Origin of the sequence: Paenibacillus vulneris, assembly GCF_039543185.1 — a bacterium.
GTDB lineage: Bacteria > Bacillota > Bacilli > Paenibacillales > NBRC-103111 > Paenibacillus_S > Paenibacillus_S vulneris.
Window position 1 is genome coordinate 49,958 of record NZ_BAABJG010000035.1, and the last position, 24,286, is coordinate 74,243.

Here is a 24,286-nt window from a genome sequence, read left to right on the forward strand (position 1 = left end):
TTGCATCAGTTCCCTCCAATCTCAGTGCGTCTGCTAGCATAACCGTACATCCGCAGATCCATGCCGTATTCGTGTCTCAAACGCTTGTTGATGTTCAGCAGGCCGACGCCCTGACGCCTGTCCGATCCGGAAGCCGGCAGTCGACTTAGCTGTTCGCTCTCGATGCCGACACCGCTATCTTCAATCACAAACCAATATTCGCCCTCCGTTTCAAAAGTCGTCAATTTGACCGTTCCGCCTTCTATCCGATTGCCGATCTCGTGCCGAATCGCGTTTTCGACGAGCGGCTGCAGCAGCAGGGGAGGGATGCTCACCCGGTACATCCTCGAATTGTAAGCGATCCTTGAAGCGCGCTTTTTCAATATCGACGTATGTCCGGATCAGGTTGAACTCTTCACGAAAGCGATCCGCTTCTCCATATGGCTTAACCGGAAGCTGCCTCGCAAATAATCGACCAGATCCGCGGTCAATTTTCGCGAACGTTCCGCATCCGTATAACTTGATGCAACGACGTTGTACAAAAAATGCGGCTTGATCTGCGAATGCAGAAACGCCACTTCCAGATCGACCGCTGGTATGCTTCCCTTTTTAATTCAGATAATGAGGCGTCACGAAAGCGTACTCCGGTGCTTTGACCGGACGTTCGCTTAACAGGGAAGCTGCTATCGGTTTCCCGCGTTGCCTGCGATCGGCAGGGTGAATGTGAACGTCGTGCCGACGCCTTTCGTCGAAGATACCGTTACGGTTCCCTTTAGCAACTCGACCAGTTGTTTGACGATGGACAGCCCGAGCCCGAAGCCCCGGCGTTCCGCTCGCTCATCAAACAATTGGAACGCTTCGAACAGGTGCGGGATGTGCTGCGCTTCGATTCCTTCCCCCGTATCTTTGACCGAAACTTCAATCATGCTGCGATTCTCCGCCGCTGTGACGACAATGCTCCCGTTCACCGTATGCTTGACCGCGTTGTCCGAGCAGGTTGCCGACGATCTAGCCGAACCGGCTTTCATCGGCAATCGCATAGGGCAAATGTTCGGGGACACGGTTTTCGAGCCGGATGTTGCGGTCCGCGCACAGAAACGAATAGATGCGCACCTGCATCTCGACAGCCGGGCGGACATCGACCGGCATCGAATCGACGGCCAATTCACCTTGCTTCAGCCTGGAAAAATCCAGAATATCGTAAACCAGCTGCGAAAGCCTGCCGGTGATGCTCGTGATTAATTCAAGCTTCTCGCGCTGCTCCGCCGTCGGCGGATGATTGGCGTTGTCAAGCATCGACCTTGCGATATGCATGACGCCGTGCAACGGCGACTTGAACTCATCCGACGTTCTGGCCAGAAACTCGTCTTTCAGCTTGTCCGCTTTCAGCAATTGAACGGAGAGCTCTTCGATTTTCCGGAATGCGTTGGAGAAGCGAAGCGACATGAGCAAAGCCAGCATCAGCAGGTACACGAGCGGTTCGAACGGAGGCACCGAATCAACCGGTACGGCGAAATAGACGTTCAGATTTTGCACCAGCGCAAAGACGTTCAGGGCGATCACGGCGACGGCCAGATACAGGCTCCCCTCCACTTTGCGGGAAGGTGGCGTAGATCGTGACCAGTTGCCTAAACAGATCCGTCGCGAACGGGGGATGAAGCCGATTGCCCAGACCGCCAGAACCGTCCCAAATATCAACCCGATCCGGATCAACCATCAGGAGTAAACCGGACGGAACGCCGTATACACGTACAGGAGAAATCCCATGCCGCGCCAAGCGCCGAAACCATCTGAATGCGAAGATACAGCCAGAACGGAACGGAGCCGAACAGGCTGAACAACACTCTTTCGCCGCGCGTGCTGGTGAACAGGGCGAAAAACATGCACACCAGCCCGAATACGATCAGGGAATAATCGTTTTTCCGTTGGGAGAACTAGCCGACAAAATACAATCACATCATCAGAAAGGCTGTAACGTAATCAAGTCGTGCGTGAGCGCCTTGTCGCGCAGCCCGGAAACTTGCGCGACATACCCCAAATAGATCGATTCGTTGATGCCGCTGCTGGCGGGAAATTCGGACAACATGTCGTCCAGCATCCCCTCGAATGTCGTCACATCGGCAGCCGCCCCGTCCAGCCGGATCGTGAACCCGTTTCCGGCTTTGTCTACGCTTATGGGGACGTCATGCTCCTGCAAGCTTCTCCGCAAGTAGGACAGACAAGTATACAAGTAGCTTTTCGCCTTTTTCACATCGCAACCCGGCCAAATCGACTCAATGATGAGCGCGGTATCCGCGGGCGTCCCTTCGTGATGGATCAAAAAAGCGCAGACTTCTTTTTCTTTGTTCGTTTTCCAGGAAAGCAGCTTGTTTTCGGCATGAGGAAGCCCAATGGAAAAGCCCCCCATACATCGGATCAAAGGACGGACGTTGGCGTCCGGGCGAGCTCGAACCGCGGATAAGGCTGCTAGATGCGCGATACCGATTGTTGCACATTCAATGCAATTTCATGACCACATTACGGACATATTCGACAACAACGGTCCAACTCCTTGCCTTTCGTCGGATTCGCATACTACGAACGTAGTCGTCAGCCTTCATTGCCGTTCATCTGAATTAAAATGCTATTGGTCCATCCATGCACGTTGTTTTAGCAAGGGGGGAATTTGGAAAGCATAAGAAGAGGTTCATCTGAAAGTGGTGACAAGTATCGCATCGGTCAATCAAAAAATTTCGTTGCTGCAAGGATACATGGTGATCCTGATGGCGATAGGCATTCTGAATCACGTGATTATTATCCCGCTTCTGCTGACTGCTTCCAAAAGGGATGCCTGGGTATCCGTTTTAGCCGTATTGGCAGCATCGCCAGTCTGGATCGCCTGTTTATCTTATATTCTCAAAAACATGAACGGGACGCCGGTCAAAACCTGGTTGTATCGTCATTTCGGCAAACTGCCTGCAACCGGTATGCTCGTTTTTTTCACGATATATATGTTCGTAATGGGCGCCATTTCGCTAAAAGACACCATCACATGGACGATTGCCTCCTATTTGCCGCAGACGCCGGCTTTGGCGTTAGTACTTGCGGGAGTCGGATGCAATCTATTGGCGGCATATGCCGGGTTGCGCGTGATTGCAATCGTCACCGGCATTTTGCTCCCGGTTGTGATCGTGCTCGGCGATTTTGTGATGACAGCCAACTACAAGTATAAGGATTACAGCCTGCTGTTTCCGGTCTTCGAGTTCGGGTGGGAGCCTGTATGGAAAGGCGCATTATATGCGGCTGGGGGGCTTTTGGAGATCATCTGCATCCTTTTTTATCAGGAGCATTTATCCAAACGTCCTCGCTTCGGCACTCTCATGCTGGTGAATGTGCTGCTTGCCGGATTGATTCTGGGACCGCTGATGGGTGCCATCGCCGTGTTTGGACCTGCTGAGGCGGCAAATCAACGCTACCCTGCATACGAGCAATGGCGTTTGGTTCAACTCGGGCAATATATTTCGCACCTTGATTTCTTCTCCATCTACCAGTGGCTTTCCGGCACGTTTGTTCGCGTCTCGCTGGCCCTGTTTCTTATGGTTGACATTTGGAAACCGGGCAAGCGATTGCCGTGGCTCATCCTATACGGCGCGCTGATGATCGTTGTCGTTGTGCTGCCCGTGAGTGATGCACGGTTCCTCGATTTTCTTGGGAGCGTGTTTTTCCCGGCGTCTGTTTACTCTGCTTTGGGCTTGACGGCATTGTTTGTCGCGAAAATCTGGATTTCCAACAGAATGAGGAGGTGAATTCCCATGTTCAAAAGGGGGTTGAGGCCGTTTGTTTTCAAAAAATCTGTCGCCGACTCTTTTCAACCATCCCCTTCAACTTCCGAACGGCCAGCCGTTGAACTGGCCGATGCTTCAGTTATTTTAAATTTGTTCAATCGTTGCGCCGATGTCAAGCATCATACTTACACCTTGAACGCACTGGAGGAACGTTCAACCGTACTATTCGTCTTCTGCGAAGGGATGAGCGATAGCCAACATATGATTCATGAGGTGGTGCTTCCCCGTTTGCAACGTTTTTATGAGACATACGGCTTTACGGACGCGGGCATGCTTCAAACGGCGAGTCAGCTTCAACTGGAACGTCTGCCGGATGATAATTGGCAACGGAAAGCAACACAACAGGTGTTTGAAGGCAAATTGCTCATGTATATTCCTGCGCTTCAGATCATCTGTTCCGTTGATATTGCCAAGCTTCCGGCGAGAAAACCGGAAGAATCAAATGTCGAAGTCTCCGTTCGGGGAGCCAAGGATTGTTTTGTGGAAGAGTTGGCCACCAATGCCGCGCTCATCCGCAAACGGCTTAAATCGCCTTCGTTAGCCTATGAGCAAATGGTGCTTGGCGAACGTACGCAAACCCGGATCGGATTGATGTATATGTACGATATCGCCGATCCAAAGGTCATACAGGAGGTGAAACAGCGCCTGCAGAAGATAACGATAGACGGAGTATTCAGCGCTACGGAACTTGAAGAAATGATTGAACCGACATGGGCGTTATTTCCCCTTATGGCGTATACCGGAAGACCCGACTTTACCGTCAACTGCTTGACGAACGGGCGATTTGTTATATTGGTGGACGGAACGCCGGCGGCATTAATTGGCCCGGCTAACTTAATGCTCCTGATCAAAACGCCGGAAGACATTCATTTTACAGCGTTATCCTCAACGTTCGGACAAATGTTGCGGTTGTTAGGTTTATTCGTGTCGCTCATGCTTCCCGCATTTTGGCTCTGCCTGCTTTCTTATCATCAAGACCAGCTTCCATTTTACTTGCTGGCGACGCTGACCGTGAATCGTCTCGGGATCCCCTTATCCACCGGCCTGGAGATGTTTCTTGCGCTCATTTTTCTTGAAATGTTGCGCGAGGCCGGCGTTCACCTTCCTTCCTCTATCGGTTCGACACTTACCGTTGTAGGAGGCTTAATCTTGGGCGATGCAGCCATTCGAGCCGGAATTTTGTCGCCCGGAATCGTGATCATCGGCGCGATCACGCATGTATTCGGCGCAACACTTACCAATCAGGCGTTAGGAGGTGCGGTGAGCATACTGAGAATCATACTGTTTATATTTTCTTGCATATTCGGTTTATACGGTTTTTTTCTCGGCGTATTTTTGTTGCTGGTTTTGCTGGCGTCTCTTCAGTCTTTCGGGGTTCCGTATCTGGCCCCGATGTCTCCTCCGTTTTTTAAAGATTTACCGCATGCTTTGTTTCGGTTGCCATTGGCGTGGAAGAGAAAGCGTCCGGAGATGCTTCATACGATTGACGATACAAACCGGGGAGAACAATCAAAATGAAAGGCATGAAAATAACAGGAATCTTGATTGCTTTACTCGTCATCACGACCGGTTGCTGGAATATTAAGGAAATTCAAAATATTAGTTATGCAACCGCCATCGGGTTCGATTATCGTGACGGAAAGTACATTGTGTATTTGCAACTTATTGATTTTTCCAGCGTCGCCAAGTTGGAAGGACAACAAAAATCGAGGGAAGCACCTGTATGGGTCGGTAAAGGAACAGGCGCATCGTTTACGGAAGCTGCAAACAATTTATATGAGACGTCGCAACAAAGAGTGTTTTGGGGTCATGTTTCCACGCTCGTGTTCAACGAACACATTCTGAAACAGAATAAATTTCAAGATGTATTGGATTTGCTGAACCGTTACAGGGAAATCCGCTATTTGGTTTGGGTTTTCAGTACCAAAGAATCGATTGAAGATATTTTCAACTCAACTCCGTTCTTTAATGAGTCTCCGATGATGTCCATTTTGCACAATCCGGAGGACCAGTATCGGCAACGATCGATCATTTCACCGATCAGGTTGTATCAATTTGTCATGACGCTGAAAGAAGATTCGCGGATGAGTTACCTGCCTGCTCTACGGATTGAGAAAAATCAGTGGGAAGTAAGCAGAAAAACGCATCCGTTGTTAGAATATGCAGGTATAACCGTGTTTTGGAACAATCGGTACCATGGAGAATTGGATCCGGACGATTTGCAAGGATTGCCTTGGATGCATAAAAAGACGGTTCGCGTGCCGCTTTCTCTCGAACGTGAAAAATCGTTAGCGGCTGTATTGGTCATGGAGAAGCCAAAAGTGCGCATCAAGCCGTCTGTTCAAGATCTTCGCGTTTATTTTGACGTCGAGCTAACGGTAAAGGCAGGCATTAACGAATTGCATCAGGAAATGTCCGAGAAAGAATTGATCGACCTGGCCGAACGAAAGATTGAAGAACAAATTCGCCATACTTACCGGAAAGGCTTTGAGCGGAAGGTTGATGTTTATAATCTGGGCGAGTCGTTGTTTCGACGCTATCCCTCGGTATGGCACCGGATCGAAGACGAAAATCATTTTGTGCTGCATGAGTATTCTTTACGAAACATACGAATCCATGTTCAACTGACCAATACGGGGAGGTACAAGTTAAAGCCTAGCCAAACCTAGATGTTAAATCTAAAGAAATTCCGATGTTCAAATCATGGATTCGCGGCGCGATTGATGCATCCGATCAATCGCGCTTCCACGTCGGCAGCAATGCCGTAACCATTTTCAACTTCATTGAAGATACTCCGGAATACAAGAATATAATACGTCCATCAAGCATTCTTTCTGAAGACAACCTCCTATTCCATTTCGGACAATTTCGTATAGGATTCCATCCATAGCAGTTTCTTGAACAAAAAAGCAACAAACTCTTCTTCAAGTCCCATGTTCCAAGCTGTCGCTATACATTCGAGCAGTTGCTCCTTGCTAAGCAGCCTCGTGGCAACCCTCCCCCTTATTTCTCGCATTCCATTCTCAGTCTGTTGACTTACGTTTTCCAATAATCGAGTCAGTCTCGTAATCTCCTTGGAAAGCTGGACCACTTGATTATGGCTTAAGCCGATTTCCTGCCGTTTCCCATATAATACAGTCTGTGCAGCGATCATGACATGATGCATAACTTTCGACTCCTTTTATCCAATCTAAACATAAAGGAATATGTGACTTGACTTTGCAACTCCGTGGAAAATTATAGCTTAAACAATTTAAAGGTACAATAAAGAGGATTTACTGTAGTTTAAGAGTACTCCATCCCTCTAACCGCTTTGACTACACTTTACTATAGAGAAGGGTTGTAAAAGACGACATGGCTACTTTTGCGCAAATCGTTGGAGCAAAAATTCGCTTACACCGCATCGAGCAAAACTTGACGCAAGAAAAACTAGCCGAAACGATCGGCATGGCCGCGACATATCTTGGACAGATTGAACGCGGCGAAAAAAACGTCAAACTTCAAACGATTGAAAAAATTGCTTTGGCATTACATATGAGCGTATTCGATTTATTCAACGACGAGAAAGAGGCCAATCTGCAACAAAAAAAAATGGTTATGGGCCAGCATTCTCTTGTTGCTCAAACACAACGATGCCAAACAGCGACAAGCGTATCGTATTTTACGGGAACTGTTGGAACCGGCAACCGAAGATTTGTAGAGAAGTGATATAAACTATGAAAAAGCAAGCGGTTGGGACGATCAGGACCAACCGCTTGCTTGCTTATCTACCGCGATTCTTTATGACAAATGATAATTGAGGCATTTAACTATTTTTGGATAAATGCAATCCCTTAGGAACACCCGTTTGGAAGGAGTTGGCGCTTTTTGCGCGAATTATTGGGTATAAAGAAGGATTTTGTCGTAAATCATTTAACTTCATTCTAAAGGGGGAAGTTCTATTTGTAGGTCCTCAGGCTGATCCCTTCCTTTCTGGATCATAAAAAACGAAACGGCAAACCCATTGAAAAATGGGGGCGCAAAACTTCAGGCCTAAGGATGATATCTATGGTAGCTGGGTTGCCGAATTTGTTGCTTCCAAGCTCAAAGCTGCCCCAAATCGGGGTGGCTTCTTATTTTGATTCTCCAGCAAAGGGAGTAGCCTCGATGCCGAATATCGAACAATTGATTGTACAAAACGATTTTTATCATATGTTCCAGCCCATCTTGGGGTTTCCCGAAAAGAGAATCCTTGGTTACGAGGCCCTCATTCGCAGTAACTCCAATATGAATCCAGATCTTTTATTTCAGCGCGCCATGGAGCAGAACAAGCTGTTCGAAGTCGATTCTTTTTCTATTTTCGAGGCCATTTCAGCTTACTTCGGATTTCCGGGCTCACGGGAACATACCCTGTTATTTATTAACATTTTCCCTTCAACTTTGGTCTCGCCTTTGTTTATCAACTTACTCGACTCCCTTGTCGAGCAATTCGGGCTTTATAGGAACCAAATCGTATTTGAGATTAACGAGTCCATTTATGAGAGTCTTTTATGGAAGAGCGCCTCTTTCAGAGATGCCATCCGTCTGCTGCGTGAACTGAATTTCCTGATTGCCCTGGACGATGTTGGAGATGGAACAACTTCGTTTCGGAATATACTGGACATCTCGCCGGATTTCATCAAAATCGACCGATTCTTTGCATCCGACTTGAGTACATCCAGGAAGAAACAAAAAGTTGTCGCGCTGTTTGCCGAGTACTGCAATGACGAGGCCAATCTGATCCTAGAAGGAATTGAAAAAGAAGAAGATTTGGATACCGCGCTGTCTTTGGGTATCAAGATGGGACAAGGCTATTTATTCGGAAAACCGTATCGGTTAACGTAAACGGTTGAACGTGAAGTCTCACCCGAACATGAAGGAGTAATCAAGATGCAGGATAAACTGAACTATTTCCGGAAAGCAATGCTCTCCTTGAAAATTTCGGAGTTTGAAGTTCCGCCTATGCAGGATTTGTTGATCATCGGGAAAAAAGCCCCGATCGGGCCGGAAGCGGTAAAGCGAATGGCGCAGGCGATATCACCGGAACAATTTACAATCGTTAAACTGGAGCATGCCAAAATTGAAGCGGTCTTGATTCGGAACTCCCTTCTTCAAATGTTGGACGAACGTATGCTGATGCAAATCATATTGGAAGAAGCGGACCGGTTGATCAGCGACAACATGGTTCTTCGTTCCGAACTGAAAATTTCGGTATCAATTCAGCGGGAGGTGGAGTTGCAATGAAGGTGGCGGAATTCATGTCATCCCCGGTCTATACGGTTTCATCCGAAAGAAGCGTCCAGTACGTGTCCGATATGATGAATGAACTTAAAATCGGTTCGCTGGTCGTCACGGATCATGGGACAATCGTGGGGATTGTTACGTCGCGGGATATCCGTTCTTCCCATCCCAATCGCATTGTGGCCGACGCGATGACCCCAGACCCGATCAGCATTTCGCCTGACCAATTTGCTTGGGACGCGCTGGTAATGATGGAGCGGCATCACATTGAACGCCTTCTTGTCGTTCATGAAGATCAGGTAATCGGGATCGTGACCCGCGAGAAGCTTCAAATCAAATTGAACCAACTCGTTGACCCACTAACGGGACTGTACCGTGCACCTTATATCCAACATATCGGCGAACATTTTCTGAACCGTCGCCAACAATTCCGTTTGCTCTTTATTGATCTCAATAACTTCGGTGAAATCAACAAATTGCATGGGCATCCGGTAGGGGACGATTTTCTTGTCGAGTTCTCCAATCGCTTGCGTGCATTAACGAACGAACAGGATTATGTATGCAGGTATGCAGGGGATGAGTTTATTGTGATTACTTGCCGTAATGAATACGATGGCTTGCAATTGGAAGATGCCCTGTCCCAACCTGTCGTCATTCAAAACGTTGCATTGTCCGCATCGGTGGGAGTCATCAGCGGCTTTCTCGTACCTGACTTTTTTTCGCTGTCTTTTCGAGAACTGATCAACAGAGCGAGTCTTCTATCCACTTCTTTGAAACAAAAATCTCTTGCATGATGGAGAATTCGACTTTTCGCCAAACTTGAGAGCGGTAAAAAGCGTCAAGCATTCTGACACGCGTCCTAAGCGTAAACAGAAGGTTGGCGCTATTATTTTAAAACGGATGTTCATCCGATCAGAACGTGTCCGACTGTCTCCGCTCAGAACGTGTCCGACTGTCTCCGCGGTTCAATCCTGCATATTTTTCTTCTCCCATTGTTTTCTGATCCAGGCCACACCGAGCAGCGCCGCGGGAAGGCAAATCAATACCGTCAATGCCGAAAAAATGATCGAAGTCGATAAAGCATGCGTCAACTCCTGCAGATTGGGCGCGACCCATACGCTCATTAACAGCAGCAAGAAGCCGACAGGGAATACGATTGGCTGGTATTCACGAAGGCTCATCCATTGAGCGGCGCCCATGGCCGTCACATAAAAGAAAACACATATTTTAACAAATGCGCCCAATACCCAAATAGCCATAAAAAGCGATTCCAGATGGGTAAAGAAATCGGCCAGGTTGATGTATCTGGCGACAATCAGGAAAGGATAGGTATAATTTCCCGTTAGATCCCCCAATAGCAGCAGCGTAACCAGGTTGGATGACACAAGCGTCACAATGACGGCCAGCAAAGTTATCGCCATACTTTTTTTCACTTTTTCCGCACGGTTTGCAAATGGAATTAAAAACGACACGGTCAGAAATTCGCTGAACCATGCTTGCAAAACAACCGAACCTGAGAGGGAAGGTCCGATACCTTCTCCCATAATCGGCAGCATCTTCAACATATGAAGATCCGGAAGCAGGGGGATGATCAGAAGCAGAAAGAGCAGCGCAAAAACAGGGATAAATATATCGGCAAATCTCGCGATGATTTCCACGCCGCTGCCAACCACAATGGCACATACGAGCACCATGCTTCCGGATACAACCAGCAACGGCGTTTGAACAAGAAACGCTCCGACTACAAATTCGCCGTATTCCCGCACAATGACGCCGCCTAAATACAAATAGTATAACAGAATAACCAGCCCGAACACTTTACCCAACATTCGACCTAAAATGCGTTCGCCTGCCTGAACGAGATTCTCGCCCGGAAACAATCGGTGAATGCTCAGCGCAATCCAGATCGCAATAACCCCGCTGAATGCCCACATCGGAGATATCCACAAATCCTGCTTGGCGAATTGATACGTAATCGCCGGCGTGCTTAAAATAGCCGTCGGAGTTACCGCCAAATAGATCATTTTCCCGATTTGCGGGGCGGATATTTTCCCTCTTTCCATCACCATTCACCCGCTCCTTTGCACGGTGAGCTTCTCCAGCAAGTTTACCAACGGTTTGTAAATAACATCCATCCACTGCGTGGGACCCGGCATTTGGGGATCGAGAACAAGCAAGATCGCCAAAATCGCGCCCAATCCGGTCAAGGCGCCATAAGCCGTCTTCTCCCGCTTCGTAAAATACGGCATGGCGCGCCAATCATGCAAAATCATTAATGCCAACACTGCGGCAATTCCAAGCATTCCCCCCCATATCATGATCCAATCATCACCTCTGTTCCGGCTTGAATATGCTTTTGTTGGTCAAGCCGGGACGGACAACTTTGACCTTTGCCTGTACGTTGACTTCCAGTTTGGAGTAAAGATCGTCCCAGCGATCCTTGTTTCGGTTCCACTCCTTCGGATACTTCCGGTAAAAAGCATCCGCAAAATTGAAAATATCGGCTTTCATCTCTTTTTGCGCCCGTTCTAGCGCCATTTGAATGCGGCGTTTAATATCGTCTTCCAGCTCGCGCTCCAACTCGCTGATATGGTCCGGCACGGACAGATCCAGTTCCGACGTGTTTTCAACGATGTCATCCTGGGTTTCGATTCGAACCGTCAGGCTCCATTCTCCTCCTTTAAGGTGCGGGATCAGATCCGTACGGCTTCTCAGCAATTGTAGCGACACGAGTCCATTGCTCTCGCCTGGGGAAACGGTAACCGTCGCTTTTTGCACTTCGTTTCTCAACCACATGATTCCGCGTGTCTCGGCATCGTTCATGCGGCCGATCATCTTTCCATTTTTCAGAACCGCCGTGCCTTTAATGAATGCGAACGCTGCTTGCTTTCCATCGCCAGGCTTGATTTCGACCCATGGGATGACGGCGGATCTGGATCTGCCCGCCATCATCTCCGCCAATTCTTTCAACGTAATATTCAGACCTGTTTCATTTTCGGCCATTTTACGTAAAGCTTGCGAAACCGAGCGTTCAATCGGCGGATCAAGTTCCATTACCTCTCTCGCGGAACTCTGGCTGACGAAAACATTGGCCCGCTCCCTCGGAATCGGATGTCTCGTCAAAAATTCCATCGGTTCGGCGAGTCCTTCTTTCGCCAGCCGCTGACCGAATACGAACACTTCGTCCTGGCCCCAAAAGACTTTGCGGCTTAATACCTGCTGCAAATGGGATTCCGCATCAGCCATTGATAAACCGCGGGAGGAACGAACGACCGACTTGCCGGAACCTCCGCCGGTGTCTGAAGAAAAGCTTCCCGATTGTTCGGAGGAAGAGGGCGATACCAAATATTGCTTAACGGAGAGTTCCAGTTTCCGATCTTCCGTCAAGTCCAACCCGCCAGCCGTAAGAATCGCCAAATCGTTTATTTCGGTTCGGTCCCAACATCCGGACAGCAGCACCGCCGAGGCAATCAGCCCCACCATCAACGTCCTCTTTGCGCTCAGCTTCGTCAATCTCCTGTCTCCCCTTTATGCGGGCCCGGGCGTTGACCGCGGGGCTGCCTTATGGGATTCCACGCCCCCGTCATGTGGGGACGTTTGGTCATGAGCCAGCGCGGAGCGCGCCAGAGTACATCGTTCAGGCTGCGCCACTGCATCGGGGCCAGGGGGGCCATATACGGAGCGCCGAACGAACGCAGTTTGAACAGGTGATTCAGAATGAGAATGCCTCCCATAATCAATCCCAGCAGCCCAAGAAAGCCGGCAAGCACCATCATGGGGAACCGCAGCAGCCTGATGGCAATGCCGACGGTAAAACGGGGGGCCATAAACGACGCGACGCCCGTAATGGCCACGACCATTACCATCGGCGCAGAAACGATACCCGCTGCAATGGCCGCCTGACCGATGACCAGCGCTCCGACAATACTGACGGCGGTGCCGATTTGCTTCGGCAGCCGCGCGCCGGCTTCGCGCAGCGCTTCAAACATGGATTCCATCAACAATGCCTCGATAATGGCGGGAAACGGGATTTGTTCCCGGGATCTTGCCATTGTAATCAACAAAGCGTTCGGTATCATTTCCTGATGGTAACTAATAACCGCAACGTAAAAGGACGGCCCCAGCAAAGAGATCAAAAAGAAGAAATAGCGCAGCCAGCGTATTGCGGTACCTACAACAAACCGCTCGTAATAATCTTCCGGCGACTGCAACAAGGAATAGAAGGTAATCGGTGCAATCAGCACGCTGGGCGTACCGTCGATCAAAACGACGACGTGTCCTTCGAGCAAGTAAGCGCTCGCCACATCCGGCCTTTCGGTGGAAAGCAATTGCGGGAACGGGGAGAACGGGTTGTCCTCGATCAGTTCTTCGATGTACACGCTCTCCAAAATGCCGTCGATCTCGATTCGTTGCAGACGGTTCGTCATTTCTTCCACCAAAGCAGGGGCTGCAACCCCCTCCAAGTAGGCGAGCGCAATCTGCGTGCTCGTATAAGTCCCCATGCTCATCGTGACGATTTTGAGATGGGGAGTTCGGATTTTACGCCGCAACAAAGCCGTATTGGTGCGAAGCGACTCGATGAACCCTTCCCGCGGTCCGCGTAACACCGATTCGGCGGACGGCTCGTCGATGGCCCGTTTTTCCCATTTCGGCAAGCCGATCGCCAGTCCGTGAGGCTCACGTTCCATCAGCAATACGGGATTGCCGCCGGATATTTCTTCAAGCACCTTGGCAATCGTATCCACCGGCTTTATCGAGGAGACGGCAATTTTTCCGCGAATGTCTGCCAGCGTGCAATCCATAGGGAAATCCTGTTGCAACGGAGCGAGCACATGTTGATCCACTTCTTCGATATGAGCCAGACCGTCGATGTAAACGAGCACAGCCTCCATGCGATTGCCTATGCAGAACTCGTGAAAAATCACGTCAGAACAACGAGTATACAAGCGCTGAAGCGCCTGAACATTCTCGGCCAGATTTGCGGAAAGAACCTGATCGAGTTGCCGATTTTCTTCCTGATGAGCAAAGCGTTCGGTCTCGCGCTGATTGGAACGCGGGCGGCGGCTCCAAAATCCGTTCGATTTCCCCATGGCGATCCCCTCATGTTTCATTTCCATTTTATTGTTGGCAATTTACCCCCTTTTTATTCAGTGTCGGGGAGGGGGCGCACACATTAAAAAATCCCGATCTCCGTCGGGTGAGGGGATCGGGACTTGCACTCATACTTTGAACTTGCCGACTAACGTTTTCAGGGAATCGGACATTTCGCCAAGCTGGCGAGCGGTTTGCAGCATTTCCTGACTCGTGGCCGCCTGCTCCTCGGTCATGGCCGCAACCTCTTCAGTGAACGAGGCGGTTTCTTCCGTAATTTTCGTAATTTCCCGAATGGAACCTTCAATCGCTTTGCTGCCGGCGGACATCTGTCCCACAGAAGCGGCAACCTCCATGACTTGAACGCTCAAGTTGTTCACTTCGTTCATGATGGCCCGGAACGACTCGCTGGCTTTCATCATGGCCTGAACGCCATCCTTGACGCCATGGCTGTTCTCATTTACTTTCTGGACGAGTCCGTTGATGCCGTTCAACATCACTTCGATGGTTTCATGGATCTCGCGGGTCGAATGCGCAGCCTGGTCCGCCAGCTTGCGGATTTCTCCGGCGACGACGGCAAACCCGCGGCCTTGTTCCCCGGCGCGCGCCGCTTCGATGGCGGCGTTCAGCGACAACAGATTGGTTTGATTGGAGACGTCCTGAATATATCCGACCACATCCCGAATTTTTTCAGACAGCGATGCCAGTTCCGCGGCGGAAGCTTGAATGTCGGAAAACGTTTCTTCGATCTGGCCGATTTTTTCCGCATTTGCCTGCATTTCGCCGGCATTCTCCGTCGCGACGGACTGCGCTCGCTTGGCAAGGTCGGAAACGTCGGTTGTCGTGGCGGCAACCTGCTCCAGTCCCGATACCGTCTCCTGCAAAATCGCCGACATCTCTTCCGTCTGGGATACTTGTTGTTCCGCTCCCTGCGCTACGCGCTGGACAGATTCAGAGATTTGATCGGCGGCTTTGTAGCTCTCGTCTGCGCCAACCTTCAACATGGATGAGGAGCGTTCCAATTCCAGGGTCTTCCCTTGAATATCGGCGATCATGCTCTGAAGACTGGCTAACAGCAAGTTCGTTTGATCCGCCAAATCTTTCGTTTCATCTTTGGTCTTCACTGAAATTCGTTTCGTCAAATCACCGCCGGAAGAAGCAATTTCTGCGATGGCGTTCCCGACTTTGCGTACGTTCCTGGCCGTCAATGCGCCGGTGAAGTAAGACGAGATAACCGAAACGATAAGTACCAGCAACAGGGAGCCGTACAGTTGCAATCGGAGTTGACCGTTTTTCTTTTCGAGCGCCGACACCCGATTCAACGTGAGCTGTTTTTCGATGGAACGGAACGACGAAAGCTGTTCGCGCAGGGCATCCATATCCTGCTTCCCCGGATCGTCCTGGAAAAATTGCTGGAGTCCCTTGTTGTCATTGGCCTTTTTCAAGGCAATCACTTTCTCGCCGGCGTCTTGAATCCAATGTTCCACATTTTTTTGAATGGCTTTCAAGTTGTCCTGTTGGCTTGGATTGTCGGCAACAAGCTGGAAAAGGGCCTCATAGTGCTTCTGCCAATTGGTTTTGCCGTTGTTGTACGGGTCCAAATATTTGTTTTCCCCGGTTATAATAAAACCTCTTTGACCGGTTTCCATATCTACCAGATCCTTCTCGATGGACTGGGCCAGGCTATGTACTTGCATATCATGATCCGTAATGAATCTCGTTTCCTTCTGGAAGGAAGATAGTTGCCGGGTTACGCTAAGAATGGCGATGACAAAAAACATGACGACGACCAGAAAGCCAAGGCCGATTTTATTTTGGATGCGGTTTAGACGAATGGGTACAGTTTTCATAAATTTAAGCGCTCCTTGTTGTAAGTTGAATTCAGAACCGGATTAACGTAAAATGGCTTTGTTCAAATCGTTAGGCCTTGCCTGTGGTGCACATGTCAGTCATTGTGGCGGCTTAATTTTTGCTTGTACATTCTCTTGTCCGCCATTCTCAAGAGCTCGCCAAGATCGGCGCTCTCGTCGGGACAAACCGCATATCCGACAGAAAGATACGCGTGCGTCTTCAATTCCTCCAGCGATATCGACAGCGCACTGCCAAGACGTCTCTGGAGCGCTCTGGCTCCTTCTTCGTCGGTGTACGGCACAATGACTACAAATTCATCGCCTCCCCATCGTGCAACATAGTCGTATTTGCTCGTTATTTTTTCAAGCAAGTTTGAAAGTTGACATAACACACGATCTCCGGTTTCGTGAGAGTATGTGTCGTTGATATCCTTGAAGTTGTCTACGTCAACATAGAACACGAGCAGTTGTTTTCGCAGCCTTTGAGATCGGCGAACCAGTCTGGGGAAAACGCGCTGAATGAACCCTCGATTATACGCCCCGGTCAAGTCGTCTCTTTGCGAGAGCCGCAACAGCGTATCGAACCGCTTGCCGCACAAGTAGGCCAACGGCAAAAAGACCGCGAGCGACATGGCCACGGCCTTATCCACTACATCATAAACAAGTTTAATATAAATTAGTTGAATCGCGACAAGAGAGAAAACGAAAATGACAGCTGTAACGCGACCGATCTTGTTCATATACACTCGACTATTTCAACGCTTTGGCCAGCGTCTCCACAACTTTTTCCCTCTGAAACGGCTTGACGATAAAATCCGCGGCCCCCGACGTAATCGCATCGACAACCCGATCTTTTTGTCCCATTGCGGAACAGATGATGACTCGCGCCATGGGGTCTATTCGTTTTATTTCCTTCAAAGCGGCGATGCCGTCCATTTCAGGCATCGTAATATCCATCGTGACAAGTTCGGGTCTGTACTGCCTGAAAAATTGCACGGCCTCTTTTCCATTCTCCGCTTCCGCTATCACTTCAAAGCCGCAATCCGTTATGATCTCTCTCAGCATCATTCTCATGAACGCCGTATCGTCCACAATCATAATTTTGGCCATGACAACCTCCCTCATGCCAATGCTCTCAAAGGCCTATGATTCCAAACCTATTATACTCGAAATTGGCACATATTTCATAGTTCGCCTTTTTAAGAATCAGATCAACGTATTTTTGTCGATATCATGATTATTCATCGACAAGAAGGGGCTGACCTCATCAGAGACCAGCCGCTTCTCGCCTCTTCCTTCTATTCACCCGGCTTAGTCGTCATCAGACTATACAGCTTCGTATGCCGTGGGAACTTGTCGGTAAACGGCACAAGGGAGCTGCCTACCTTCATCAATCCGTTCCCGGCGTCAACATTGGTAATATAAGAGAGTTGCAGTTCCGAAATATTAAGCAATTCGGCTAGCTCTTTCCGGTCGGTGCTGGCCTGATTCAGCATGACAATAAATTCGCTGTTCGCGAGCATAGTCCGGGCCGTATGGCTTTGCAGCAAATCGTCCACGTTCTGCGTAATGCCCGTACAAAAAGCGCCATACTTTCGAACGCGCTTCCAAAGCGTGAACAAAAAGTTGGCGCTGTATTCGTGCTGAAACAGAAGATAGATTTCATCAATAATGATAAACGTATTTTTGCCTTTAACCCGATTTTGTGTAATCCGATTCAGGATGCTGTCCAGTACAACCAGCATGCCGATCGGGAGAAGCTGTTTGCCCAAGTCGAGAATGTCGTAGCAGATGAGCCGGTTATGGACATTAACATTAGTCGGCTTGGCGAACGTATTCAAACTGCCGGAAGTAAACAACTCGATCGCCAGCGCGATGTCCTGCGCTTCCGGCTCCGATTGCTTGAGCAGCTCCGCGCGAAAGTCCTGAAGCGTCGGCGGCTGCCCCTTATAGTTGCTCTGCAAATACTTCCTGTACACGCTGGCGGTGCAACGGTCAATGAGCGACTTTTCCTTGGCTCCCAGCTGATAACCGCCAATCAATTGCTCGCAGAGCGAGAGGACGAATTCCGATTTGAGAATAATCGGGTTGGCTCCGTCGCCATATTGCCGGTTCATATCCATCGCATTGATATGGTTGGGCGAGGTGGCGGATATATGAATCGTCTCGCCGCCCAATGCGTTCACCAGCGCGGAGTATTCCCGCTCCGGGTCGATCAGGATCATATCGTCGTCGCTGGCCAGCATCTGGTTGACGATTTCCCGTTTCGCGGTAAAGCTTTTGCCGGAACCGGATACGCCGAGGATAAAGCTGTTTCCGTTCAGCAATTGTTTGCGATTGGCGATGATCATGTTTTTGCTGATTACATTTTGTCCGTAGTAAATGCCGCCCGAATGCACGATTTCCTGTGCCCGGAACGGAATAAAGACAGCCGTGCTTTCCGTCGTTAACGTCCGCAGAGCGTGAACCTTCCGCAAGCCGTAGGGGAGCACCGTATTCAGGCCGTCCATTTGCTGGTAGGTCAGCGTGGAAAACTGGCACAAATGCTTGCGGGCGGTGGTGAGCAGCGCCTCCGTATCGCTGTCGAGCTGCTCCTTGCTGTCCGCAATGTGGACCATCGTCAACAGGCCGAACATCATCCGCTGGTCGCGGGTGGTCAAGTCGTTCAGAAATTCTTTGCTCTCTTTGCGTTGCTGCTCCATATCGTAAGGGACCACGGCGGAAAAATTGTTGTTCCGGTTCTGTCGCCGCTGCCAGTTGGTGATGTTCGTCTCCACGCCGAGCAAACGGTTCTCCACCTCGCGAACGGCCTCATCGGTCGGAATCGGAATGATATCCAGCGACAGCAGCAAATTCCGGTTCAGGTCGCAAAGCTCGGACACCATGCTGTCCTTAATATAGCTGGCGTATTCCCGCAGGAAAATCACGCGGCCAAAAAAGTTGCCCATCCGAAAATGATCTTTTTCAAACTCGAACGTATCCGGGCAAATGTAGTCTTTGAAATCATGACCCTTGCGCATCGTTTCGGACAGATGGAAACGAAAATCCGCTTCCTCGCCGATCCGAAAGAAATCATGAAAAATGCGCAGACGGTCGGTTGCATCCAGTTCGATACATTTGGAACCGAGACGGGAAAAATGCGACATCAATTCGGTTCCGACCCTCGCGAAATATTGACGGGCTTCCTCTACATTTTTCTTGACCACAGAAATGGTAACGTACTTTTCCTGAATCGTCCCGTTCGCGCCGATGGCCTTTTCGAGCAACATCTCGTTGTACTCCTTCCGGTACACATCAAGATGGTCCTGCCGAAGGGGAATCAGAATCGAGCTTTCAAAATCGGCCCGATTCATACGCCGGTTATGGATCGTGATTTTAGTGGTCGCTCCACTGTCAAAGGAATTAAGCAGCTCGGAATAAGACAAAAACATCGCTTCCTTGTCTTCCCTGGACGCTACGGCGTAGTTGATATCCTCGAACCGAAACGATTTGGAGAACTTGTTGCCGACAAAAAAAATCCCGTCCGGCCAGAGGGCGCGAATCGGGATGACTTGCTGAACGCCTTTCGGAATGACAAATCGTTCCTTGTCCTGCTTGATGATGCGTCTGAGCGTTTTAATCATGGCGCTTCATCCTTTCCTGCTCATGACTGTGCATGCTCTTTTTCAGCGCTTCAACATAGATATTGGTCGAATAGAAGACGAATCGCCTTGGCAGCAGAAATTCCGATTTCACGTACACCCAAAGCAACTGCTCGGCCGTCATGCCGTGATAGCTGATGAAACCCAAGGCTGCGCAGGGCGCGGCCCCCAAAATGCACATCCAGCTGAGCGTTTCCAAGCCAAAGCGGCCGCGCAGTCCAAAATAAAGGCCGATCGCCACGCCGACAGCCAGCACAGAAAAAAAGAACTGCCGCAAGGACAGTCCAAAGAACAAGCTTTCCGTATAATCCCGGATTTCCCGGTTAATTTTCACTTCCATTTGAAGCCCTCCCATTAACGATGCTCGTTATGTCTACAGTTTGACCCCATCCTCCGGTTTATCCGTTATTGGCTCTGTCTTTTTCGTTCTTACTAACAACTTATCGCCGGATGGAAGAGGATCGGCCAAAAGCGCAAATACAAGCTGAGCGCCATCTCGCATGCCTTGCAAATATAACCATTCATTCATGATCGCCTGCTTAAAATGGTGCTTGTCCTCCCATTCCGTATACTCCGGCATGCGTCCAATGTCCATACCAGCGAACAAAACTTGAAATGCCTTGCTTTCTTCAGCACGAAAACGGCTCAGATCAGGATGATATTCAATTCGAGCAGAAACATCATCCAATCGGCTTTGAATAGCTTGCCGAAACCACGCTGGAAATTCCATCGCCTTCTTCCTCCCATGTGCCCCTTTTACCGTACCCGCTGCTTTCGCTGAACTTTCAGGTCATAATAGCGAGCCACTAGCTGATCGACCTTTTGACTCTGTTCCTGAAACGCTTGGCTGTCGGATAAAGAAATCGATTGTTCCATTAACTTTTCCCCAAACGTATTCAGCTTTCCTCGCTCCTCCTCCAGTTCTCTTAACAAATCGTCCATTCATACATCCTCCCGTTCTTCCCTGTGAGGGCAGCTATTTATGAAAAATTTATGGTGTATGTTAAAAAACTACTTTTATCGTAATTTCAAACCTCATTTATGTCAATTGTATACTCCTCCATAATAGGAGTTATAAATTCTTAACCCAATGGATATAGGTGATAAAATGATGGGTGTTTACGATAAAAAGAAGGTGGGGCAACGCATTCGGAAGCAACGAGAGGCTTTGGAAATTTCTCGTGAGCAATTGGCTGAACGGATTGGACGAGTCCCGAGATTCTGTGCCGACATTGAACGAGGTAAAGCCGGTATGTCCATTGAAACCATGCTCAACATCTGCAATTTGCTCAAACTTTCTCCTAACGAACTGCTCTTGGAGCATGAAGCAAAGGTTACGCCGAGCGATGAAACGGAATTGATTGTAGCCGCCCTTCGTCATTGTACAGAGAAACAACGCAAGGACGCATTGGCTCTTTTAAGGCTGTTTCTTACCGCAATTCGTTAATGCAAGACTCAATCTCAGCAACGGAAGCGCGTTTCACAGCCCCATCATCTCCCTCACCACCCGGTCCGCCATTTTGACCGTCCCCACAAGCACCAGCATGTTGAAAATCAACTCGCCAATGTACGTCCACACCATCGTAACCGCTCCTGCGCCTTCATCGACCGCCGGGGGAGCGGAGGCAAAGGCAGAGTAGATGATACAAGCGAGTACGATAATCGCTCCCTCCAGACAAGCGGCCGCATACCCTTTGAGAAACGATTTGCCGATATTTTGGCTCGGTTCCCCGGCAAAGGCGGACAACGGAACGGGAGCGATGGCCGTATATAAGTAGATACGAAAAAAACGTCCGTACACCGAGAGGATCATCACAAAAGACAGCACCGTGATGAACAGACTGCCCAGAAGGGTGACGACCCACAGCGGAATGCTTTGCCAAAAACCGACGTCTTCAATCGCTTTGGCAATGGTGTTCGGCAAAGTCATAGCCTCCGTCCTTCCGAACCCGGAACGTCCCATCATCGTGGAAATGATTCCCTGAACAATGGTAAACAGCGCCATCATGAGCTCCAGTCCGTAGGTAACGACTGCTTTGGCCAGGACAAAGCGGATAAACAGCTTGACGGCCATCTCCGGCTTTTTCACTTCGGCAAAACTGCCGGTCGTCTTCACCACGCCGATCATAAAAAACAAGACTAGAAGCGCCAGTCCCGTCGCCTGCAACGCGCCGTGAATGTCGGTAATGACGCGCCACACGCCGCCACCCTTGAAGTCGGCCGGCGACTCGGTAACAAGCTGCCAGATTTCATTCATTTTCTCGTTCCATGTATCGAGCGCATGTTCGAGGTTGTCAATAATCCAACTGTTTTTGGCCATATTCTCACCCCTTTTCTGTAGACGGGGAACGGACAAATCGCCCGTTCCCCTCATTTGCGACTCCCGTTTAACCGGCAATCAGGGTAAGAATTTCCTTCGTAAAGGTAATGATAATCCCGCCGGCAAGCGTCAGGAACCCGTTCGCTCGCTGGGAAGGGTCGTGAGACTTGAGCGACAATCCGATCTGCACAATGCCGAAGCCGAGTATGATCATACCGATGGCCCGTATTAATCCGAATATGAAGGTGGACAAGTTATTGACGGTCGTCATCGGATCGCCCTCGGCATAAGCGGTAGAGACGAATACGGTTCCCGTTAAGACAAGCATGATGTAAAGCGCCAGCAGCCGTTTCCCTTTGATTTTCAACTTCATCATTCCCTTCGTAAAAATAGCGACTCCATGTCTTCTTCTGACAGAAGCTCGTACTCTCCGTTTTCATGAAGCAACACCTTTCGCCAATCCAAAGCGTGTTCCGTGCCGCCATGCTGGTAGGGGAGACCGCTGCCATCCGTCGTGAGCTCGACATGGGGATGCCTGAGCAAATCGTACTTGTCGTCCTGAACAGGACGCTCGCCGCGAATAAAGAGCAAGGCATGACGGTTATCGAGAAGACGCACCTCATCGGGCGTCAGCAAGTCTCGGCCGGACAACTGATAGTTGATCGAATAACTGCCGCTGCGGCCCTTGCTTCGACCATATGTGTTCGTGTCGATCGTTTCCTTGCCCAGCAGTTCCGAGACGTATTTGTGAGTGGATTGTTCATTGCCGCCCAGGTACAAAAACACGTCGCAGTTCCCCACGATTGATTCCCACGTCTCCTTATACAGCGCTTTGAGCTGCGCCAAATTTTGCAGGATGATGGAAACCGAAATCTCGCGGCTGCGTATGGTGGAGAGCAGCTTGTCGAATTCATCGGGCAAGGCGACGTTGGCAAATTCGTCCATCACGAAATGCACGTGCACCGGCAAGCGTCCGCCGTGCCGATAGTCGGCCTCGTACATCAGGCATTGGAAAAGCTGGGTGTAAAGCATCCCGACGATGAAGTTGAAACTGCTGTCGTTGTCGGGAATGACGGCAAACAGGGCCGCTTTCTTTTCTCCCATGACAGCCAATTCCATTTCATCGACCAAGCTCATTCCGGCGATTGAATGCAAGTTGAACTTCTCCAGCCGAACGCCTAGGCCGATCAATATCGATTTGGCTGTTTTCCCCGCCGCCAGTTTGAAGATGTTGTACTGTTTGACCGCCAAATGCTCCGGGTCGCGCATCGCCAGCCGTTCAAACAACTCGTCCAGCGGACTCTGGTAGGTTTCGTCTTCTTCCCGCACTTCGGCGGCGGCGATCATTTCCATCACCATCGGAAAATTCTGTTCCTCCGGCGGCGCTTCATAGAGCAAATACAAAACGAGCGCCTCCAGCAACGCCGTTTCGGACCGTTCCCAGAACGGGTCGTTCGTGTTGCTGCCCTTCGGCGTCGTATTGCGAATCAGGTTGGTGACCAGTTTCAGCACATCCTTGTCGTCGTTTAAATAGGCGAAAGGGTTGTAGCCGTGAGAGCGGTGAGGATTGATCAGATCGAGCACCTTGATGTCATACCCTTTGGATTTAAGCAGATGGCCGGTATCCCGCAAGATTTCGCCTTTCGGGTCGAGAACGACGAACGATGTGTTCGCTTGCATGACGTTCGGTTTTGCATAAAACCTTGTTTTGCCGGAGCCGGAACCGCCTACGACGAGCACATTCACATTTCGGCGATGCTTGCGGCCGTCGAGCCCGATGCAAACCTGCTTGGTTAAAATTTTGTTTTGTCCCGGCTGCTTGCTTCTATATTTGGCGCATATGGTTTTCGCCCGGCCCCAGCGGGCGCTGCCGTGCTCCTCCCGTCGTCGATAGTTTCGCGGGGAGGCCAAGTAAATACAGACGCCGAGTCCATAGGCCAGCGTAAAAATGAATAGACAGCGCGGCGTATCGTCTACCCACTGAATGTCGAACGGGTGATTGATCGCCGCGCTGAGATGCTCCACAATCGCCGGCAGCCCCCCGGAAAATGCAGGGGCGGTCAGCATCGCCGCCCACAAGACGGGAATTAAAAAAAACGCAAAGAGTATCAAATGACTCCTTGCGGTTTCAACGCGCCTCATGATGGCTCCGTCGCTTATGTTTTTGATAAGGGGCATCAATCGTTTTGAGCAACAGTTCATCGACGGCGTCGGTGGGGCGCTTCTCGCCGATCAAATCGTTTCGCAGCGCATTCAGCGCATGCACCACAATGCCATGCTCGTAATGATCCAGACAAAGAACCCGTTCTTCCTCCCTCACAA

At 49.9% G+C, this 24,286-nt stretch carries 31 protein-coding genes and 1 riboswitch; of the genes, 9 read left to right on the forward strand and 22 right to left on the reverse strand.

Annotation, left to right across the window (positions count from 1 at the left end):
- Positions 1-5 precede the first annotated feature (5 nt).
- The 6 genes from ABEA66_RS27360 to ABEA66_RS27385 all read right to left on the reverse strand — a co-directional run bounded on the left by ABEA66_RS27360 (position 6) and on the right by ABEA66_RS27385 (position 2,299).
- Positions 6-314 carry a sensor histidine kinase gene (locus ABEA66_RS27360; protein WP_345592584.1) on the reverse strand — a complete coding sequence of 103 codons (309 nt, stop codon included), beginning with the start codon at positions 312-314 and terminating at the stop codon, positions 6-8.
- Between the two features lie 66 nt (positions 315-380).
- Positions 381-557, reverse strand: a complete 177-nt coding sequence (locus ABEA66_RS27365) for a histidine kinase (RefSeq protein WP_158289674.1) — start codon at positions 555-557, stop codon at positions 381-383.
- Positions 558-662: 105 nt separating this feature from the next.
- Positions 663-1,007: a sensor histidine kinase gene (locus ABEA66_RS27370; protein WP_127486797.1), complete on the reverse strand. Its 345-nt coding sequence runs from the start codon at positions 1,005-1,007 to the stop codon at positions 663-665.
- Entirely contained in the window at positions 988-1,542 is a 555-nt protein-coding gene (locus tag ABEA66_RS27375; RefSeq protein ID WP_345592590.1) for a sensor histidine kinase, read from the reverse strand. The genes ABEA66_RS27370 and ABEA66_RS27375 overlap by 20 nt, the downstream gene beginning before the upstream one ends.
- A gap of 146 nt (positions 1,543-1,688) precedes the next feature.
- Positions 1,689-1,862: a hypothetical protein gene (locus tag ABEA66_RS27380; RefSeq protein ID WP_345592592.1), complete on the reverse strand. Its 174-nt coding sequence runs from the start codon at positions 1,860-1,862 to the stop codon at positions 1,689-1,691.
- Positions 1,863-1,939: 77 nt separating this feature from the next.
- A complete protein-coding gene (locus tag ABEA66_RS27385) occupies positions 1,940-2,299 on the reverse strand; it encodes an AfsR/SARP family transcriptional regulator (RefSeq protein WP_127486793.1) in 360 nt (119 codons plus the stop codon).
- Between the two features lie 376 nt (positions 2,300-2,675).
- Here ABEA66_RS27385 and ABEA66_RS27390 point away from each other — a divergent pair, with 376 nt between their 5' ends.
- The 3 genes from ABEA66_RS27390 to ABEA66_RS27400 are packed head-to-tail and all read left to right on the forward strand — an operon-like array spanning position 2,676 to position 6,472.
- The gene (locus tag ABEA66_RS27390) at positions 2,676-3,764 is read left to right on the forward strand and encodes a GerAB/ArcD/ProY family transporter (RefSeq protein WP_345592595.1); all 1,089 of its coding nucleotides are present in this window, start codon (positions 2,676-2,678) and stop codon (positions 3,762-3,764) included.
- Between the two features lie 6 nt (positions 3,765-3,770).
- Positions 3,771-5,321, forward strand: a complete 1,551-nt coding sequence (locus ABEA66_RS27395) for a spore germination protein (RefSeq protein WP_082053538.1) — start codon at positions 3,771-3,773, stop codon at positions 5,319-5,321.
- On the forward strand, positions 5,318-6,472 hold the full coding sequence (locus ABEA66_RS27400; RefSeq protein ID WP_345592601.1) for a Ger(x)C family spore germination protein: 1,155 nt from the start codon (positions 5,318-5,320) through the stop codon (positions 6,470-6,472). The genes ABEA66_RS27395 and ABEA66_RS27400 overlap by 4 nt, the downstream gene beginning before the upstream one ends.
- A 179-nt stretch (positions 6,473-6,651) precedes the next feature.
- On the opposite strand, the gene ABEA66_RS27405 is transcribed toward ABEA66_RS27400, so the two are convergent.
- Positions 6,652-6,969: a hypothetical protein gene (locus ABEA66_RS27405; RefSeq protein WP_345592603.1), complete on the reverse strand. Its 318-nt coding sequence runs from the start codon at positions 6,967-6,969 to the stop codon at positions 6,652-6,654.
- Positions 6,970-7,157: 188 nt separating this feature from the next.
- Here ABEA66_RS27405 and ABEA66_RS27410 point away from each other — a divergent pair, with 188 nt between their 5' ends.
- The 4 genes from ABEA66_RS27410 (at position 7,158) to ABEA66_RS27425 (ending at position 9,856) form a co-directional block, all read left to right on the forward strand.
- Positions 7,158-7,511: a helix-turn-helix domain-containing protein gene (locus ABEA66_RS27410; protein ID WP_345592605.1), complete on the forward strand. Its 354-nt coding sequence runs from the start codon at positions 7,158-7,160 to the stop codon at positions 7,509-7,511.
- 275 nt (positions 7,512-7,786) lie between these two features.
- Positions 7,787-7,870, forward strand: a riboswitch (cyclic di-GMP riboswitch).
- Between the two features lie 79 nt (positions 7,871-7,949).
- Positions 7,950-8,666, forward strand: coding sequence for an EAL domain-containing protein (locus tag ABEA66_RS27415; RefSeq protein WP_148456404.1), 717 nt, complete (start codon positions 7,950-7,952; stop codon positions 8,664-8,666).
- Positions 8,667-8,711: 45 nt separating this feature from the next.
- On the forward strand, positions 8,712-9,065 hold the full coding sequence (locus ABEA66_RS27420) for a hypothetical protein (protein WP_148456402.1): 354 nt from the start codon (positions 8,712-8,714) through the stop codon (positions 9,063-9,065).
- Positions 9,062-9,856, forward strand: a complete 795-nt coding sequence (locus ABEA66_RS27425) for a GGDEF domain-containing protein (protein ID WP_345592610.1) — start codon at positions 9,062-9,064, stop codon at positions 9,854-9,856. The genes ABEA66_RS27420 and ABEA66_RS27425 overlap by 4 nt, the downstream gene beginning before the upstream one ends.
- 171 nt (positions 9,857-10,027) lie before the next feature.
- Here ABEA66_RS27425 and ABEA66_RS27430 read toward each other — a convergent pair whose 3' ends face one another.
- From ABEA66_RS27430 to ABEA66_RS27445, 4 genes are read right to left on the reverse strand one after another with little or no spacing between them, the layout of a single operon-like run.
- On the reverse strand, positions 10,028-11,131 hold the full coding sequence (locus ABEA66_RS27430) for a GerAB/ArcD/ProY family transporter (protein ID WP_345592612.1): 1,104 nt from the start codon (positions 11,129-11,131) through the stop codon (positions 10,028-10,030).
- On the reverse strand, positions 11,132-11,380 hold the full coding sequence (locus tag ABEA66_RS27435; protein WP_345592614.1) for a hypothetical protein: 249 nt from the start codon (positions 11,378-11,380) through the stop codon (positions 11,132-11,134).
- Positions 11,381-11,390: 10 nt separating this feature from the next.
- Positions 11,391-12,575, reverse strand: a complete 1,185-nt coding sequence (locus ABEA66_RS27440) for a Ger(x)C family spore germination protein (RefSeq protein WP_345592616.1) — start codon at positions 12,573-12,575, stop codon at positions 11,391-11,393.
- A complete protein-coding gene (locus ABEA66_RS27445) occupies positions 12,572-14,008 on the reverse strand; it encodes a spore germination protein (protein ID WP_345592618.1) in 1,437 nt (478 codons plus the stop codon). The genes ABEA66_RS27440 and ABEA66_RS27445 overlap by 4 nt, the downstream gene beginning before the upstream one ends.
- Between ABEA66_RS27445 and ABEA66_RS27450 the strand changes: the two genes are divergently transcribed.
- A complete protein-coding gene (locus ABEA66_RS27450; RefSeq protein WP_246062960.1) occupies positions 13,895-14,239 on the forward strand; it encodes a hypothetical protein in 345 nt (114 codons plus the stop codon). The two genes, ABEA66_RS27445 and ABEA66_RS27450, sit on opposite strands and share 114 nt — an antisense overlap.
- Before the next feature lie 42 nt (positions 14,240-14,281).
- On the opposite strand, the gene ABEA66_RS27455 is transcribed toward ABEA66_RS27450, so the two are convergent.
- The 7 genes from ABEA66_RS27455 to ABEA66_RS27485 form a co-directional block, all read right to left on the reverse strand.
- Positions 14,282-16,003 carry a methyl-accepting chemotaxis protein gene (locus tag ABEA66_RS27455; protein WP_127486775.1) on the reverse strand — a complete coding sequence of 574 codons (1,722 nt, stop codon included), beginning with the start codon at positions 16,001-16,003 and terminating at the stop codon, positions 14,282-14,284.
- 95 nt (positions 16,004-16,098) lie between these two features.
- Entirely contained in the window at positions 16,099-16,743 is a 645-nt protein-coding gene (locus ABEA66_RS27460) for a GGDEF domain-containing protein (RefSeq protein ID WP_345592621.1), read from the reverse strand.
- 10 nt (positions 16,744-16,753) lie between these two features.
- Positions 16,754-17,113 carry a response regulator gene (locus ABEA66_RS27465; RefSeq protein WP_127486771.1) on the reverse strand — a complete coding sequence of 120 codons (360 nt, stop codon included), beginning with the start codon at positions 17,111-17,113 and terminating at the stop codon, positions 16,754-16,756.
- Between the two features lie 188 nt (positions 17,114-17,301).
- Positions 17,302-19,626, reverse strand: a complete 2,325-nt coding sequence (locus tag ABEA66_RS27470) for a VirB4-like conjugal transfer ATPase, CD1110 family (RefSeq protein WP_345592624.1) — start codon at positions 19,624-19,626, stop codon at positions 17,302-17,304.
- Positions 19,619-19,984: a PrgI family protein gene (locus tag ABEA66_RS27475; RefSeq protein WP_345592626.1), complete on the reverse strand. Its 366-nt coding sequence runs from the start codon at positions 19,982-19,984 to the stop codon at positions 19,619-19,621. The genes ABEA66_RS27470 and ABEA66_RS27475 overlap by 8 nt, the downstream gene beginning before the upstream one ends.
- Positions 19,985-20,017: 33 nt before the next feature.
- Positions 20,018-20,374 (reverse strand): hypothetical protein, encoded by a 357-nt coding sequence (locus ABEA66_RS27480; protein WP_345592628.1) that lies wholly within the window; start codon positions 20,372-20,374, stop codon positions 20,018-20,020.
- A gap of 26 nt (positions 20,375-20,400) precedes the next feature.
- Positions 20,401-20,586, reverse strand: coding sequence for a hypothetical protein (locus ABEA66_RS27485; RefSeq protein WP_079913935.1), 186 nt, complete (start codon positions 20,584-20,586; stop codon positions 20,401-20,403).
- Positions 20,587-20,752: 166 nt separating this feature from the next.
- Between ABEA66_RS27485 and ABEA66_RS27490 the strand changes: the two genes are divergently transcribed.
- Entirely contained in the window at positions 20,753-21,091 is a 339-nt protein-coding gene (locus ABEA66_RS27490; protein ID WP_256865556.1) for a helix-turn-helix domain-containing protein, read from the forward strand.
- A 33-nt stretch (positions 21,092-21,124) separates the two neighbouring features.
- On the opposite strand, the gene ABEA66_RS27495 is transcribed toward ABEA66_RS27490, so the two are convergent.
- The 4 genes from ABEA66_RS27495 to ABEA66_RS27510 form a co-directional block, all read right to left on the reverse strand.
- Positions 21,125-21,964, reverse strand: a complete 840-nt coding sequence (locus ABEA66_RS27495; protein WP_345592632.1) for a VirB6/TrbL-like conjugal transfer protein, CD1112 family — start codon at positions 21,962-21,964, stop codon at positions 21,125-21,127.
- 67 nt (positions 21,965-22,031) lie between these two features.
- Positions 22,032-22,340 (reverse strand): glutamyl-tRNA amidotransferase, encoded by a 309-nt coding sequence (locus ABEA66_RS27500; protein WP_425571507.1) that lies wholly within the window; start codon positions 22,338-22,340, stop codon positions 22,032-22,034.
- Positions 22,337-24,166, reverse strand: coding sequence for a VirD4-like conjugal transfer protein, CD1115 family (locus ABEA66_RS27505; RefSeq protein ID WP_425571508.1), 1,830 nt, complete (start codon positions 24,164-24,166; stop codon positions 22,337-22,339). Before ABEA66_RS27505 ends, ABEA66_RS27500 begins: the two co-directional genes overlap by 4 nt.
- On the reverse strand, positions 24,093-24,284 hold the full coding sequence (locus ABEA66_RS27510; protein ID WP_148456377.1) for a hypothetical protein: 192 nt from the start codon (positions 24,282-24,284) through the stop codon (positions 24,093-24,095). The genes ABEA66_RS27505 and ABEA66_RS27510 overlap by 74 nt, the downstream gene beginning before the upstream one ends.
- Positions 24,285-24,286: the final 2 nt, after the last annotated feature.

Excerpts from the sequence above, each read along its gene's own strand:
- ABEA66_RS27370 (WP_127486797.1), bottom strand. The coding sequence starts at position 1,007 with ATGAAAGCCGGTTCGGCTAGATCGTCGGCAACCTGCTCGGACAACGCG.
- ABEA66_RS27380 (WP_345592592.1), bottom strand. The coding sequence starts at position 1,862 with ATGTTTTTCGCCCTGTTCACCAGCACGCGCGGCGAAAGAGTGTTGTTC.
- ABEA66_RS27395 (WP_082053538.1), top strand. The coding sequence starts at position 3,771 with ATGTTCAAAAGGGGGTTGAGGCCGTTTGTTTTCAAAAAATCTGTCGCC.
- ABEA66_RS27400 (WP_345592601.1), top strand. The coding sequence starts at position 5,318 with ATGAAAGGCATGAAAATAACAGGAATCTTGATTGCTTTACTCGTCATC.
- ABEA66_RS27405 (WP_345592603.1), bottom strand. The coding sequence starts at position 6,969 with ATGCATCATGTCATGATCGCTGCACAGACTGTATTATATGGGAAACGG.
- ABEA66_RS27410 (WP_345592605.1), top strand. The coding sequence starts at position 7,158 with ATGGCTACTTTTGCGCAAATCGTTGGAGCAAAAATTCGCTTACACCGC.
- ABEA66_RS27415 (WP_148456404.1), top strand. The coding sequence starts at position 7,950 with ATGCCGAATATCGAACAATTGATTGTACAAAACGATTTTTATCATATG.
- ABEA66_RS27420 (WP_148456402.1), top strand. The coding sequence starts at position 8,712 with ATGCAGGATAAACTGAACTATTTCCGGAAAGCAATGCTCTCCTTGAAA.
- ABEA66_RS27425 (WP_345592610.1), top strand. The coding sequence starts at position 9,062 with ATGAAGGTGGCGGAATTCATGTCATCCCCGGTCTATACGGTTTCATCC.
- ABEA66_RS27430 (WP_345592612.1), bottom strand. The coding sequence starts at position 11,131 with ATGGTGATGGAAAGAGGGAAAATATCCGCCCCGCAAATCGGGAAAATG.
- ABEA66_RS27435 (WP_345592614.1), bottom strand. The coding sequence starts at position 11,380 with ATGATATGGGGGGGAATGCTTGGAATTGCCGCAGTGTTGGCATTAATG.
- ABEA66_RS27450 (WP_246062960.1), top strand. The coding sequence starts at position 13,895 with ATGTTGATCCACTTCTTCGATATGAGCCAGACCGTCGATGTAAACGAG.
- ABEA66_RS27455 (WP_127486775.1), bottom strand. The coding sequence starts at position 16,003 with ATGAAAACTGTACCCATTCGTCTAAACCGCATCCAAAATAAAATCGGC.
- ABEA66_RS27460 (WP_345592621.1), bottom strand. The coding sequence starts at position 16,743 with ATGAACAAGATCGGTCGCGTTACAGCTGTCATTTTCGTTTTCTCTCTT.
- ABEA66_RS27465 (WP_127486771.1), bottom strand. The coding sequence starts at position 17,113 with ATGGCCAAAATTATGATTGTGGACGATACGGCGTTCATGAGAATGATG.
- ABEA66_RS27470 (WP_345592624.1), bottom strand. The coding sequence starts at position 19,626 with ATGATTAAAACGCTCAGACGCATCATCAAGCAGGACAAGGAACGATTT.
- ABEA66_RS27475 (WP_345592626.1), bottom strand. The coding sequence starts at position 19,984 with ATGGAAGTGAAAATTAACCGGGAAATCCGGGATTATACGGAAAGCTTG.
- ABEA66_RS27480 (WP_345592628.1), bottom strand. The coding sequence starts at position 20,374 with ATGGAATTTCCAGCGTGGTTTCGGCAAGCTATTCAAAGCCGATTGGAT.
- ABEA66_RS27485 (WP_079913935.1), bottom strand. The coding sequence starts at position 20,586 with ATGGACGATTTGTTAAGAGAACTGGAGGAGGAGCGAGGAAAGCTGAAT.
- ABEA66_RS27490 (WP_256865556.1), top strand. The coding sequence starts at position 20,753 with ATGATGGGTGTTTACGATAAAAAGAAGGTGGGGCAACGCATTCGGAAG.
- ABEA66_RS27495 (WP_345592632.1), bottom strand. The coding sequence starts at position 21,964 with ATGGCCAAAAACAGTTGGATTATTGACAACCTCGAACATGCGCTCGAT.
- ABEA66_RS27500 (WP_425571507.1), bottom strand. The coding sequence starts at position 22,340 with ATGATGAAGTTGAAAATCAAAGGGAAACGGCTGCTGGCGCTTTACATC.
- ABEA66_RS27505 (WP_425571508.1), bottom strand. The coding sequence starts at position 24,166 with ATGAACTGTTGCTCAAAACGATTGATGCCCCTTATCAAAAACATAAGC.